Origin of the sequence: Thermalbibacter longus (genome assembly GCF_023806485.1) — a bacterium.
Lineage (GTDB): Bacteria > Chloroflexota > Chloroflexia > Thermomicrobiales > Thermomicrobiaceae > Thermalbibacter > Thermalbibacter longus.
The window spans coordinates 658,385-671,462 of sequence record NZ_JAMSLR010000001.1 but is presented as its reverse complement, the minus strand read 5'-3'; the positions used below and the strand labels follow the sequence as shown (position 1 = coordinate 671,462).

Annotated in this window: 14 protein-coding genes; 11 read left to right on the top strand and 3 right to left on the bottom strand. The window is 65.1% G+C overall.

Annotation, left to right across the window (positions count from 1 at the left end; all coding sequences use genetic code 11):
• Positions 1–132 precede the first annotated feature (132 nt).
• Both NET02_RS02965 and NET02_RS02960 read left to right on the top strand, forming a co-directional pair.
• Entirely contained in the window at positions 133–855 is a 723-nt protein-coding gene (locus tag NET02_RS02965; protein ID WP_284055876.1) for a class II aldolase/adducin family protein, read from the top strand.
• A 56-nt stretch (positions 856–911) separates the two neighbouring features.
• Complete coding sequence (locus NET02_RS02960) at positions 912–1,823, top strand: ribonuclease Z (protein WP_284055875.1); 912 nt, start codon at positions 912–914, stop codon at positions 1,821–1,823.
• A 9-nt stretch (positions 1,824–1,832) separates the two neighbouring features.
• On the opposite strand, the gene NET02_RS02955 is transcribed toward NET02_RS02960, so the two are convergent.
• Positions 1,833–2,213 (bottom strand): hypothetical protein, encoded by a 381-nt coding sequence (locus NET02_RS02955; RefSeq protein ID WP_284055874.1) that lies wholly within the window; start codon positions 2,211–2,213, stop codon positions 1,833–1,835.
• Positions 2,214–2,545: 332 nt separating this feature from the next.
• On the opposite strand from NET02_RS02955, the gene NET02_RS02950 reads away from it, so the two are divergent.
• Positions 2,546–3,337 carry a response regulator gene (locus tag NET02_RS02950; protein WP_284055873.1) on the top strand — a complete coding sequence of 264 codons (792 nt, stop codon included), beginning with the start codon at positions 2,546–2,548 and terminating at the stop codon, positions 3,335–3,337.
• A gap of 37 nt (positions 3,338–3,374) precedes the next feature.
• Here NET02_RS02950 and NET02_RS02945 read toward each other — a convergent pair whose 3' ends face one another.
• A complete protein-coding gene (locus NET02_RS02945; RefSeq protein WP_284055872.1) occupies positions 3,375–3,818 on the bottom strand; it encodes a DUF421 domain-containing protein in 444 nt (147 codons plus the stop codon).
• 60 nt (positions 3,819–3,878) lie between these two features.
• Positions 3,879–4,391, bottom strand: coding sequence for a hypothetical protein (locus NET02_RS02940; RefSeq protein WP_284055871.1), 513 nt, complete (start codon positions 4,389–4,391; stop codon positions 3,879–3,881).
• Between the two features lie 150 nt (positions 4,392–4,541).
• On the opposite strand from NET02_RS02940, the gene NET02_RS02935 reads away from it, so the two are divergent.
• The 8 genes from NET02_RS02935 (at position 4,542) to NET02_RS02900 (ending at position 13,072) form a co-directional block, all read left to right on the top strand.
• Entirely contained in the window at positions 4,542–5,738 is a 1,197-nt protein-coding gene (locus NET02_RS02935; protein ID WP_284055870.1) for a PucR family transcriptional regulator, read from the top strand.
• A gap of 153 nt (positions 5,739–5,891) precedes the next feature.
• A complete protein-coding gene (locus NET02_RS02930) occupies positions 5,892–6,548 on the top strand; it encodes a D-sedoheptulose-7-phosphate isomerase (protein ID WP_347710987.1) in 657 nt (218 codons plus the stop codon).
• Positions 6,538–7,302, top strand: coding sequence for a D-glycero-alpha-D-manno-heptose-1,7-bisphosphate 7-phosphatase (locus NET02_RS02925; RefSeq protein ID WP_284055869.1), 765 nt, complete (start codon positions 6,538–6,540; stop codon positions 7,300–7,302). Before NET02_RS02930 ends, NET02_RS02925 begins: the two co-directional genes overlap by 11 nt.
• A complete protein-coding gene (locus tag NET02_RS02920; RefSeq protein WP_284055868.1) occupies positions 7,299–8,816 on the top strand; it encodes a PfkB family carbohydrate kinase in 1,518 nt (505 codons plus the stop codon). Before NET02_RS02925 ends, NET02_RS02920 begins: the two co-directional genes overlap by 4 nt.
• Positions 8,813–9,961 (top strand): glycosyltransferase family 9 protein, encoded by a 1,149-nt coding sequence (locus NET02_RS02915; RefSeq protein WP_284055867.1) that lies wholly within the window; start codon positions 8,813–8,815, stop codon positions 9,959–9,961. Before NET02_RS02920 ends, NET02_RS02915 begins: the two co-directional genes overlap by 4 nt.
• Positions 9,958–11,034, top strand: a complete 1,077-nt coding sequence (locus NET02_RS02910; RefSeq protein WP_284055866.1) for a glycosyltransferase family 9 protein — start codon at positions 9,958–9,960, stop codon at positions 11,032–11,034. The genes NET02_RS02915 and NET02_RS02910 overlap by 4 nt, the downstream gene beginning before the upstream one ends.
• Before the next feature lie 11 nt (positions 11,035–11,045).
• Positions 11,046–12,122, top strand: coding sequence for a glycosyltransferase family 9 protein (locus NET02_RS02905; RefSeq protein ID WP_284055865.1), 1,077 nt, complete (start codon positions 11,046–11,048; stop codon positions 12,120–12,122).
• Positions 12,110–13,072, top strand: coding sequence for a glycosyltransferase (locus NET02_RS02900; RefSeq protein ID WP_284055864.1), 963 nt, complete (start codon positions 12,110–12,112; stop codon positions 13,070–13,072). The genes NET02_RS02905 and NET02_RS02900 overlap by 13 nt, the downstream gene beginning before the upstream one ends.
• Positions 13,073–13,078 lie beyond the last annotated feature (6 nt).

The following is a 13,078-nucleotide window of genomic DNA, read 5'->3' as shown; positions in this document are numbered from 1 at the left end:
CGCCTCCACTCCAGCGTGAACCACTCTTCGGCCAGCCACTCAGCATCCTACCACCGTACGAGCCCCCCGTCGCCAGGTGGTAGCATCAGCGTGGACACCGGACGCCACTCGCTGCAGAACGGGGGTACCACGATGAGCCGAGGGACACGGTTCGAACCAGGCCCGGCGCGCCTGACTGCACAGCAACTCGTCAGGACTGCCCGTGAGCTTGTCCAGCGGGGCATCCTCTCAACATCCCTTCACGGCAATATCTCCGCCAGAGTGCCGGCCACCGGCCAGATCCTGCTCACGGCGCGCAGCTCGCTCGACCGCGTCACGCTCCGCGACCTGGCGCTGCTCGACCTAGACGGCCAGCTCATCGAGGGCTTCCTCGACCCGGCGACCCACGAGATCGTTGAGATGCACACCGCGGTCTATCGCCAGCGCTCCGATGTCGGAGCGATCATCCACACGCACTCGCCACATGCCACCGCTTTCGCCTTGGCCGGCCGTCCGATCGAGCCGTGCTACGAAGCAGCGCTCCGCATGGGCGTGACCACCCCCGTTCCGGTCGCTGCCTACGCGCCACGGGGATCGGAGGCCGCGGTGAGCAACATCCTGGCTGAGTCAGGGAAGGGCGCCTGGGCCGTGCTGCTGGCCAACCACGGGTTGCTGGCCTTCGGTCGCGATCTAGGCCATGCTCTACGCGTGGTCATCGCGGTGGAGGAAGCCGCCCAGATGGCCCTCCTGGCAGAGGCGATCGGTGGTGCGCGGCCTATCCCGCCTGAACTGATCGGGCAGGGACAGGCCCGTGCCGCCGCCTTCGCCCGGACGGGCACCGTCGCGCCAGCCGCGCCGTCACCACGGGTGGAGTAGTCCAGTTCAACGGCCGGCACTCCTAGCTGGCCTGCTCGGAAGTGCGGGGATCACCGATGATCGATGTCTGCCTGCTGGGAACGGGTGGGATGATGCCGCTCCCGGAACGCTGGCTCTCGGCCCTGCTCCTGCGCTGCGAGGGGCACGTCGTTCTCTGCGACTGTGGTGAGGGCACTCAGATTAGCTGGCGCTACACGAACTGGGGATTCCGCGATCTCGACACGATCGCCCTCACTCATCTCCATGCAGACCACGTGGCCGGTCTGCCCGGCGTCCTGTTCTCCCTCGCCTTCGCCGATCGCACAGAGCCGGTTACGATCTTCGGGCCGCCAGGCACCAGAGCAGCGGTGAACGGGTTACGCGTCGTCGTCCCGGCCCTGCCGTTTGCCGTGGAGGTGATCGAGATCGAGGGTAAATCGGAGCACCGGCTGCCCGGCGGGCTGGTGATGCGCGCGCTGCCAGTAGAGCATCGCATACCGTGCCTCGCCTACACCTTCGTGCGCCCGCGAGCCCCGCGCTTCGAGGCCAGGCGGGCACAGGATCTCGGTGTCCCTGTCGAACTCTGGAGCCGGCTACAGCGCGGTGAGCCGGTAGAGGTCGGTGGACGCGTGGTCGACCCCGAGGCTGTGCTCGGGCCGCCGCGACGGGGAGTGAAAGTCGCCTTCGTTACCGATACGCGCCCGACACCCGAACTGCCAGAGTTTGTCCGCGATGCCGACCTGCTCGTCTGCGAAGGGATGTACGGTGACCCGGCGGAGCTACCGCGAGCGGTCGAGCGTGGCCACATGGTGTTCCACGAGGCGGCGAAGCTGGCAGCGGATGCCGGTGTCCGCAACCTCTGGTTGACGCACTTTAGCCCGGCGCTGCAAGACCCCGAGAAGTGGCTGCCGCTCGCGCGCGAGGTCTTTCCCAACGCTGAACTCGGGCAACCGCACCGGACGGTGACGCTGCGCTATCCGGAGGACTAGACGATTCGCTCAGTTCGCCCGGCCAGTGATCAAGCTGTGCAAGAGAGGATCGGCCCGGAATTCCTCGGCCAGCTCTTCGAGTCGCGCGATCGCCAAGCCGATTCGGATCGGCTCGCCGCGCACCTCGTAGAGCAAAAACTCCACTGCCGTAAAGATCTCGTTGGGCATGGGGCTCACGTGCGGTGGCAGCAGCGCCACGATGCGCCGCAGGCGGTCAGTGAACCGCTCGGCGAGCGCCGCGCGCTGCTCGAGTGGGAGTTCAGCATCGAGCAAGGTATCGAACTGGTAGATCTCGGCGATGACCGGCGTCAGGCGCTCGAGCAGCGAGAGCGCCATCGGCGAGATGACGGACGACAGGAACTCGCGATAAGTACACGTTGGTTCGGTCACCGCGCTTCCCTTCCACCGGGTTGGCTGGAGTTGCGGAAGACGCCGGTAGCGAGAGTCTACCGCCGAGCTCGGCTGCTGTGCAAAGTCAGGACCTTCGTGCCATGCGCCATCAAGACCACTCTCTCTAGAATTGAACCGGCTTCCCAGTGGAACCGGTGACGACACTCAGGCGGCCGAGCTGGAGCGACGAGCACATGGGAATCGGGCAACACGCGAGAGTCGAACGAACAATGAGAGAGGAAAGCCATTCAGCCCCTCCCACGATCCTGCTCGTTTCCGAGGACGACGAGCTAACCCAGCACCTGTCCGAAGCCTTACACTGGTGCAGGCTCGTGCGTCTCAACGACGACGCGGCGATCGAGTGGCTCGAGGCGAACTCTTGCGATTTGTGCGTGCTCGACCGTGGCCGGATCGAGGCCCTCATGCGAATCCGGCTACGCTGTCCTGACATGCCGATCGTTATGGTTGGGGAACTCCAGCCCGAACACGCCGGTCTGGCTGCCGCCGTGCCGGATGACCGCGAGCTCGTCGAAACCGTTGCCCGGCACACCACCCAGCTCCTGAACAGAGTCGCCGAGGGGCACAGCGCGGAGCTAATCGCGTTGCCGGTCCCAGGCCCGGAAATACCGTCGCAACTCCTTCAACCGACCTATCAGAACCGGCTCCGCGTCATCGGGCGGCAGATGGACCTGCATCGCCTGGCATCCCTACATCTAGTGGAAGTGCCTGGTGGGTTCGTGGTGCGCGCGCTGTCACGCGCATCTGGCGATCCGAGAACCCTGGTGTTCCCTGATCGCGACTTTCCGCGACTCGTTGCTCAAGCCATAGCCTCCCGAGGTCAGCGTCGCCGGATGCGGCTCGGTACTCCGCTCCTTCCCACAGGATATGAAGACTTTCTGCGAGCGCTCGGGCGACGCCTAGACCTGCTACACGCTGCCTCCGTCACTATCACGGAACTCGACGACGCCATCCAGGTGGAGGGGACAAAGGAAATCGCCGATGCCGATGGCAAGCGTCGCGTGCCGTTTCGCGAACTCCTCGCGGTCGAGGACATCGGCGTGCTGCTCGGCGAGGCCTTCCGTCATCGAAGCTTCAACGCGCCGACCGAACTGGACGGGTCGTAACGGCACAGATCGGGATTGCCTCCCAGGCAGCGGGCCGCTACTGCTTCGGGACGATCGAGATCCCGCCGCTCCGTTCGAGCACCGCGTACTTGATCTGTTCCAGACGCTCCAGCCCGTGCAGCTCGCGTGCGGCGGCCAGGATGTCGTCCAGGTCCACACGCTCGCGCTCCATCCTCTCCCAGAGGAGCCTGCCGTTCTCGATCAACACTACCGGCGCATCGTCGATCCACTTCTCCGTTCTGGGAGAGCGCTGCTTCCAGATCGAGAGACCGATGTCGATACCGACGAGTGTGACGATCACGAGGAAGCCATTGGTGACCGAGTAGTCGTCCGCAAGAAGGGCTTGCTGGGTCGCTTCGGAGATGATCAGCAGCAGGACGAAGTCGAAGGCCGTAATCTGGGCCAGCGATCGCTTCCCTCCCAGTCGCAGGATCAGCAACAAAAAGATGTAGACAGCGGCGCCCCGCAGGATCGCGTCCACTGACTCGTCTCCTTTCTCAATCGTGTGTGTCTTCCCTGGGCAGTCACGGGTGGAATCCCTTCAGGGATAGATGAGCTGGCGGAAGCGCAGCGGCTGCCCGTCCTGAACCTGTATGCGGATCGTCTGAAGCCCGAACTGATCCGGCTGAGCATCGAAGGTCACGCTGGCGGGCTTTGAGGGGTCTGCCACCTGAATCACGTACGTCGTGCCATCCTCCTGGCTGAGCACCTCGACGGGTTCCGGCACGATCTGCTGGATAGCGATGGCCTCTAGATACTCCCGCGCAACCCAAACCCGAACACGTCCCTGCTGGGCCACTCCCGGTTCGATGCGAATAGTCATACTCATCGGCGCCTTGTAGCGCGCGAAGCGCTCGTATTCCACCCGGAACCGGAGACCAGCTTGGCCAGCAACGGCGCGGCTCAGCGGCCCGTTGCCGAACAGCCCGAGGAGCGCCGCGACCACGATGATGCCGATAACGACCCAGCCGATCTTCTGCACGCGCCACATCGCGCGCTGGAACTCGAGATCCTCCTCGATTTCGAGGTCCCCAACTCGCCTGAGCGGTTCCATCTTGCTTCCCTCCTCAACTGCTGAATCGCCAGCCAGTCCTGCAGTACGTTACGTCAAAAACGTGCCGCAAGCATAGCGGCCCTCGCTCCCCTTGCTCGGGTTCTCCGCACCGTGCAAACTTCTGTCAACTTTGACGGGGTGGAGGGACGAGTGAGCGAGGGCAGTCCATCAGCCACACGCTTCCACCGAGTCGCCGGGACGGTTGCCCGGCGACTCTCGGAGCTGTTGCAGGCGAGCATTGCCGTCCTCGATCAACAAGGTCATCTCGTTGTCGTCTATCACGGCACCACGAGCAGAACGTCTGACGATGGTTTTCTCTCTCCCGGCAATGGCTGGCTGAGAGTCCCCGTTCGTTGCGCCTCGCTCGACGGCGAGATCGTCATTAGCCGCCCTCGAACCCGGGGGATGAACTCCCCCCTCCTCGTCCGCTCGCTCGTCGAGTTGATGATCGACCATGTCTCCCTCATCGACGAGCTGCCTGTACAGCGTGAACTCAAGAACAAGTTCATCCACGACCTCCTGAATGGCATGATCGTCGACGAGGACGAGGTACTGCGCGTCGGCCACATTCTGGGCATGAATTTCACGCGACCTCGCGCGGTCATCCTGGTGGACGCCTCGGACTTCGTCTTCGCTCCCCGCACCAGGACCCCTGAGGCGGCCGAAGCGCAGATGCGGCGGAACGCACAGCTCGTCATCGGCAGCATCGTCGAGTTCTTCCACTTGCCCGATGACACGATCTGTGGATATATCGGCGACGGCGAAATTGCCGTGCTCAAGGCCACCAGCTCTCAAGACCTCTCCAACTGGACCGATGATCCGGCGGCCGGTACTACCAGCCCCTCCTGGGCTGACCTCACGGCGCTGAAGCGGGCAACACGCGCTCTGCTGGACAAGTTGCACCGCGAGACACATGCCGGGATCAGCATCGGCGTCGGCCGGTACCACCCGGGCATTCGCGGGCTGGCTCGTTCATACCAGGACGCGAGGACAGCGCTGTACCTCGGCCGGCGACTCTTCGGGCCGAACCGTGTCCACTCGCTCGATGAAATGGGCATCGCCGCCTTCGTCGGCGTGCCGGACGAGCGAACCAAGGTCGACCTTGCCCTGCGGCTACTCAGCCCCCTCGATCACGCGCCGGAATTGTTGGAGACCCTCACGACCTACTTCGAGGAAGATTGCCACCCCTCACGAGTAGCGAGTCGTCTGACAGTTCACCGCAATACGCTGGCCTATCGCCTCGATCGGATCGCGAATCTCATCGGCCTGGACCCGCGCCGCTTCGACGACGCGGTTCAGATTCGTCTGGCCCTACTCGTTCGGCAGCTCCACACGGATGCCACCTGACTGTGCAAGCGCGCAAAGTCACCGAGCTGCGACCGCCAACGCGGTAGGCATCTGCCTAATGACTTCACGCCTCGACATGGGTAGTTTTACATAATACAGAAATGACGCGTCGGCGGGACGGCTGAACCCGCGTCGACCCTGAAAGGACAGCGGATGCGGATGAAACGGAACTCGTTCGCAGGTTCTCCAACTCCTTCGAAAAATGGCAGTTGTACGTATGCGGCGACGGTAGCACAGGCGATCGAATCCAGGCGTGCTCTGCTCGATCGTGCACTTGCTCAGCTTGCTGAGCGCCCAGGAGTACTGGCGCTGATCGCCGCCTGGCTTGTCGACACGCTTCGGCGCGGCAACAGGGTGCTCATCGCTGGCAACGGCGGCAGCGCCGCTGAAGCGCAGCATTTCGCCGCCGAACTCGTAGGGCGATTCAAGCGCGAGCGAGCACCCTACCCCGTCCTGGCACTCACGACCGATACCGCAGTCCTCACGGCTGTCTCGAACGACTACGGCTACGATCATGTCTTCGCTCGCCAGGTCACCGCGCTGGCGGGACCTGGGGACCTGTTGATGCTCTTCAGCACCAGCGGTGAGTCCAGGAACGTGCTGGCCGCCGCCGAGGCTGGTCGGAATCGCGGCGCCGCGGTCATCGCCTTCACCGGTCAGCGCCGCAGCCGCCTCGAGCGATTGGCAGATTTGACCGCGCGGCTTCCGGCGAGCGACACCACACTCATCCAGGAGCTCCACACCATCGTGACGCACATCCTGTGCGAGCTGGTCGAGTCCGAGTTGGAGGCCAGTCGCGGTGGCGAGTAGGGCAATCTTCCTGGACCGGGACGGCACGCTCGTCTGGCCGCGAGCGTATCCCTCGACTCCGGAGGAACTGACCCTCTACGAGGGCATCGGCCCTGAACTGCATGCGCTCCAGCAGCAGGGCTTCCGGCTGGTGGTGGTGACCAACCAGTCTGGCGTTGCGCACGGCTACTTCACCGTGCAAGCGCTGGCGCAGATGCATCACCACCTGGCTCGTGAGCTGTCCAAGTTCGATGTGCATCTGGACGGCATCTACTTTTGCCCGCACCACCCTCAGGGAACGGTTCCGGAGTTCAGGTGCCAGTGCGCGTGCCGCAAGCCAGAGCCGGGCATGCTGCTCGCCGCTGCGGCCGACCTCGGGCTCGATCTCTCTCGTTCCTGGATGGTCGGTGACATCCTCGACGACATCGAGGCCGGCAAACGAGCTGGTTGCCGCACAGTGCTGGTCGACCTCAGCAGCGAGCCGGCCCCTGGTAGTCCAGTGCGACTCCCGGACTTCGTCGTCACCAGCACCCTCGCAGGCTTGCAGCTCATTCGAGCGATCGAAGGTTGCGGCCCACCCATCCACGATTGCTACTGGCCGCCACGGTGGTGCAGCGCGCCTGAGCAGGAGAGACAGTCTTCACCGCCTGCGAGCAAGCCACCACTCGGTCGGTGGCCGCTCGCGCCCACCCATCGCGAGACCGCGTGTCCTCCTGAGAGGAGTAGGTCATACGGTCTCAACCAGCTCGGGCATCGAGGAGAGGAGGCTCGATGACGGCGAGTATCGAGCTCGTCCAGAGGTTCCACGGGCTGCGCGCGCTCGTGCTCGGCGATGTCATGCTTGACACCTACCTTGCCGGTACCGCGGAGCGCCTGTGCCGCGAGGCCCCGGTCCCGATCGTCCGCAGGTCGACAGAGGAGCATGTCCCCGGAGGAGCCGCGAATACAGCCGCCAATTTGCGGGCCCTCGGCGCCGAGGTCACGCTGATTGGCCTCATCGGCCATGACCACGCAGGCTGGCGGCTGCGCGAGGCGCTTCAACAGCGTGACATCGCGGACGCGTATCTCGTCGAGGACGCCGCGGTCGAAACGCTCCACAAGATGCGTGTCCTTGCCGATGGCCAGTTCCTCGTCCGTATCGATGAGGGAGACGCCCGCTGCTGTTCAGTCGCCGCTCGACAGCGACTCGTGGAGCATCTCGAGCAGCAGCTCTCAACGGCAGACGTCCTAGTGGTATCCGACTACGCGTATGGGGTCATAGACGAGGAGCTGATCGACCGGCTCGCGAGCCTGCGACACTCGCGCGTCTTGCCGCTCGTAGTGGATTCGAAACAGCTTCTGCGGTTCCACAGAGTGCCCGCAACTGTCGTCACGCCGAATCATCTAGAGGCGTGCTCTGCTGTCGATGCGCCGGCAGTCGCGAACGGCTCGCATCAGCCTGAGGCGCTCGAAGAGATCGGCCGCTGCCTGTTACGGCGGCTGGAGACCGAGCACGTCGCCATTACTCTGGCCGGGGACGGGGTGTTGCTGCTGAGCCGGGAGGGCAGTACCCATCACGTCCCGGCCTATCAGGTGGCCCCTGCGAGCAGTATCGGGGCCGGCGATGCGTTCGCGGCGGCTCTCGCTTTGGCGCTGGCGGCCGGCGGAGACTGCCTGACAGCGACCCGCATCGCCGTGGAGGCAGCCGGGCTTGCAGTCCGCCGACGCGGCACGGTGGTCGTCGAGTACCAGGAACTGCTCCGGCGGGTCAGCCTGAGCAGCAACCACCACCGACCTGGGCACGGTGTTCTCGACCTACCAACACTGGTGTCCCGGCTGTATACGGACCGCCTTGCCGGGCGCAGAATCGTCCTCACCTGCGGGGTCTTCGACAACCTTCACGCCGGCCACGTCGACTTCCTTCGCCGGGCGAGAGCGCTCGGCGATGTTCTCGTCGTTGGGATCAACAGCGATAGGAGCGCGCGCCGGCTTGCAGGCCAGGGCGGCTTGCTCAACCACGAGCGCGATCGGCTCGCGCTGGTGGCCGCGCTGGACCCTGTTGACCATGCTGTGCTGTTCGACGAGGACACTCCGGCTGCACTGATCGAGTCGATCCATCCAGATGTCTACGTTAAGGGGGCGGAGCACGCGAGCTCCGGCTTGCCGGAGAGCTCAGCGGTCAGAGAGGTCGGTTGCGAACTGGTCTATTTGCCCCTTGGCGGGTCGGCAAGCAGCAAGGAACGCATCCACCACGCTACGGCTCCAGCGATAGGCAACGGCAGGATCGAGCAGAGAGGCGAGCAGGCGTGATCGACCAGCGCTGGCGCGAGGCACGACGAGTCCTGCTCGTGCGCCTGGACAATCTGGGTGACGTGCTGCTGATGACCCCAGCGATCCGTGCCGTGCGCCGATCCCTGCCAGCGGCAAGGCTGACGCTGTTGACCAGCCCGGTCGGTGCTCAGGTCGGCCAACTCAACCCCGACGTCGACGAGGTGCTCGTGTATGAAGCACCGTGGGTCGATCCGTGGTGCCGGCTGCCACACGACAGCGCGCGGGAGCTACGGATGATCGCGACGCTACGGGAGTGCCGGTTCGATGGAGCGATCATCTTTACTTCGTTCCGACAGAGTCCGCTCCCGGCCGCGTACCTCTGTTACCTCGCCGATATCCCGCTGCGCGTCGCCGCCTCCATCGACGGGCCAGGCTCGCTGCTGACCACCCGTCACAGGCCCCCCGACCGGCTAATGCACGAGGTCGAGCGCGCGCTCGATCTCGTCGGGAGCATCGGCATCCAGGCGAGCGACCTCGACCTCGTCCTCCAGGTGCCGGACGAAGCCAGGAGCGTTATCTCGGCCCTGCTGGCCGAGCGCGGGCTGAGGGACGGGCGCCCGCTGGTCGTCATGCACCCCGGGTGCAGCATGCCGGCTCGCACCTACCCGTGGGAGCTCTACGCTGAGGTGGTGGAAATCCTGACAGCGCGCCTCGGAGCCCAGGTCCTGCTCACAGGCTCTACGGACGAGCGCCGGCTCGCTGGCCGCATCCTCGAGCGACTCTCACCGAGTGCCCGCGGAGCGACTCACTCATTTGCTGGCGAGCTCACCTTCCCTGAGCTGTGCGCGTTAGTGGAGGCCGCAGACCTGCTGATCACCAACAACACCGGCCCGATGCACGTCGCCGCGGCGGTCAAGACTCCAGTAGTAGCGCTGTTCGCCCTGACGAACCCGCCCGAACAGTGGGGGCCATGGCGCGTCCCGCACCGCTTGCTCTACCACGATGTACCTTGCCGCATCTGCTACAGCCGCGTCTGCCCCTATGGGCACGAGTGTCTCCGTCTCGTGTCGCCGGTTCAGGTCGTCGATCAGGCGAGCGAGCTGCTGCTGGAGGTCATTGCATCCCGCAGGCAGCGCGACGACTGCCGGTTACACCTGGCTCGTACGGAGGGGGCCAGAAATTGAGTGACTGGCTTGCCGCTCGGAATATTCTGGCGGTGCGGCTCGACAACATCGGCGACGTCGTGCTGCTCGGGCCAGCTCTGCGAGCCGTCAAAGAGACGGTGCCCCAGGCCCGTTTGACGCTCCTGGCGAGTCCGGCCGGCGCGACCGCAGCGCCGCTCCTGCCCTGGATCGATGACGTCATCGTCTGGCGGGCTGTCTGGCAAGACGTCGGCGGCAGGATGCCGTTCGACCCTCATCGCGAGCGCGGACTCGTCGACGAGCTGTCCCGTCGCACCTTCGATGCAGCGTTGATCTTCACCTCCTTCAGCCAGACACCGCACGTTGCGGGCTACGCGTGCTACCTGGCGGGCATACCACTGCGAGCCGGTGAGTCGAAGGAGTTCGGCGGAAGCACGCTGACCGTAGAGCTGCGGAGCGGGCCAGACGAGCTACATCAGGTCGAGCGAAACCTGCGGCTGGTCGAGCGACTCGGCTTTACCACCTGTGACCGCCGCTTGGCCATCAAGATCTCCACCGACGCGAGACGCGCTACGACCATGCTGCTCGCGCTTGCTGGCTTGGATTCGGCGCGTCCCGTCGTCCTGCTCCATCCAGGGGCGAGCTGCCAGGCTCGCCGCTTCCCAGCGTCGCGAATGCGGGAGGTCTGCAGACTGCTCAGCCGGGCGGGCTGGCAGGTACTGGTGACCGGAAGCCAGCGAGAAGCTGCGCTGGTCGAGTTCGTTGCCGGCACGGGCGTACCCGGTGTCGGTGCCCTAGCCGGTCGCACCAGCCTGGCGGAGTTCGCCGCGCTCATCGAGCGGGCAGCGCTGGTCATCTGCGGCAATACCTTGCCGCTGCACCTGGCCGATGCGGTCGGAACACCGATCCTGGGGCTCTACGCTGGAACCGACTATGAGGAGCAGTGGCAACCGCGATTCACGAGGTACCGGCTTCTACGCCGGCCCACGCCCTGCTCGCCCTGCTACCGCTTCGACTGCCCGTTCGGCCAGCCCTGCCTGGACTACTCACCGGGCGAGGTCGTCGAAGCGGCCCTGAGCCTCGTGGCCTGTTCAGAGAGTGCCGTGGAGCGATAGGGAGCGTGACTGTGCCGGTGCAGAGCGTCCGCGCCCGGCCAGCCAGCCGGATCGGAATTCTCCGCGCCCTCCACCTCGGAGATCTGCTCCTCGCGGTGCCGGCATTGCGCTCGATCCGAGCTGGCTTTCCTGAGGCCGAGATCACCTTGATCGGGCTACCGTGGGCATCCGACTTCGTGCGTCGCTTCTCCCATTACCTGGACCGCTTCGTCGAATTCGCTGGTTACCCAGGCATCCCGGAGGTGGACTTCGATGCGGAGCGTAGCGCGCAGTTCCTAGCCGACCAGCGGGCGTACCGCTACGACCTGGTGATCCAGATGCATGGTAGCGGCCAGACCAGCAACCCCTGCGCCATCGCACTGGGAGGCCGTTATACGGCCGGCTACTACGTCGGTGACCCGCCCGACGGACTAGACCTGGCGTTCCCCTACCCTTCAGACCAGCCGGAAGTCGCCCGCAACCTGGCTCTTGCCCGCTCGCTAGGCTGTCCGGACTGCGGAACGGCCCTCGAATTCCCGCTGCACGAGAGCGATCGAGCCGAAGCAGCGCAACTGCTCGAGCCATTTCAGCAGCCAGGACGACCTTGCATAGGACTCCACGCTGGAGCGCGGGCCCCAGCCCGGCGCTGGCCCGCGGAGCGGTTTGCCGCCGTGGGGGACACGCTCGCTCGCCGCTTCGGCGCATTGATCGTGCTGACCGGCTCGCGGAGCGAGCTGCCACTCGTCGAGTCCGTCGCCCGCATGATGACGGCTCCACCGCTGGTGGCAGCCGGGAAGACCTCGCTCGGTGGGCTCGCGGCCGTGATCGAGAGGCTCGACCTGTTCATCAGCAACGACACCGGACCAGCCCATCTCGCTGTCGCTACCGATACCCCGAGTATCACGATCTTCGGCCCGGCTGATTACCGGCGTTGGGCGCCGCTCGACCGGGAGCGACACCGGATTATCCGGGAACCCGTTCCTTGCAGCCCCTGCCCGCACTGGGTGTGCCCGATCGACCACCGCTGCCTGCGATCCGTTCAAGCCGAGCACGTGATCGAGCTGGCCGGTCAACTCCTGGAGATGGGAGAGAGAAGATGCATCGCCTGAGGATTCTTACCTGGCATGTGCACGGGAGTTACCTCAACGCCCTCGTCAGGGCCGAGCACGAATGGTACCTGCCAGTAAAACCCGACCGGCCTGAGGGGTACGGCGGCCGCGGTTCGACGTTCGACTGGCCGGACGACGTCCATGAGGTCCCGGCGGAACAGGTGAAAGAGCTGGATCTCGATCTCATCATCTTCCAGACACCGAAAAACTACTTCGAGGACCAGTTCGAGATTCTGAGCCCGCGACAGCGCCGCCTGCCGAAGATCTACCTCGAGCACAACACCCCGAAGCCGGATGCCGTCCACACGCGCCACCCGGTCGATGACCCCGACGTCCTGCTGGTGCACGTGACGCACTACAACCGGCTGATGTGGGACAACGGGCCCTGCTCGACGCTCGTCATCGAGCATGCTGTGGCGATCGACCCCGCTGTCCGCTATTCAGGCGAGCTGCATCGGGGGGTAACGGTCGCGAACTGGATGCAGCGGCGCTCCCGCATCGCCGGCTACGACCTGTTTCTGGAAGCGCGCTCCTCCGTGCCACTCGACGCTATCGGCATGGGCACCGAGGAATTCCGCGGCTTGGGTGACATCCCCTATCGCGAACTGCACGCGCTGGTGGCCCGGTACCGCTTCCTCTTCAGCCCGATGCGCTACACGAGCCTGCCACTCGCGGTCATTGAGGCGATGACGATCGGAATGCCGGTGGTAGCGCTGGCTACGACCGAGTTGCCGACAGTGATCGAGGACGGGCGCAACGGGTTCGTGAGCTGTGACCTGAGCACGTTGGTCGACCGGATGCGCTTCTTGCTCGAGCATCCAGCCGAGGCCAAGCGCCTGGGCGAGAGCGCCCGGGCGACCGCTCGCGAGCGCTTCAACCTCGACCGCTTCATCCGCGACTGGAATCGAGCCGTTGCGTTGGTCACCGGGCGCAGCTCGGTGCCGGCCTGAAAGGAC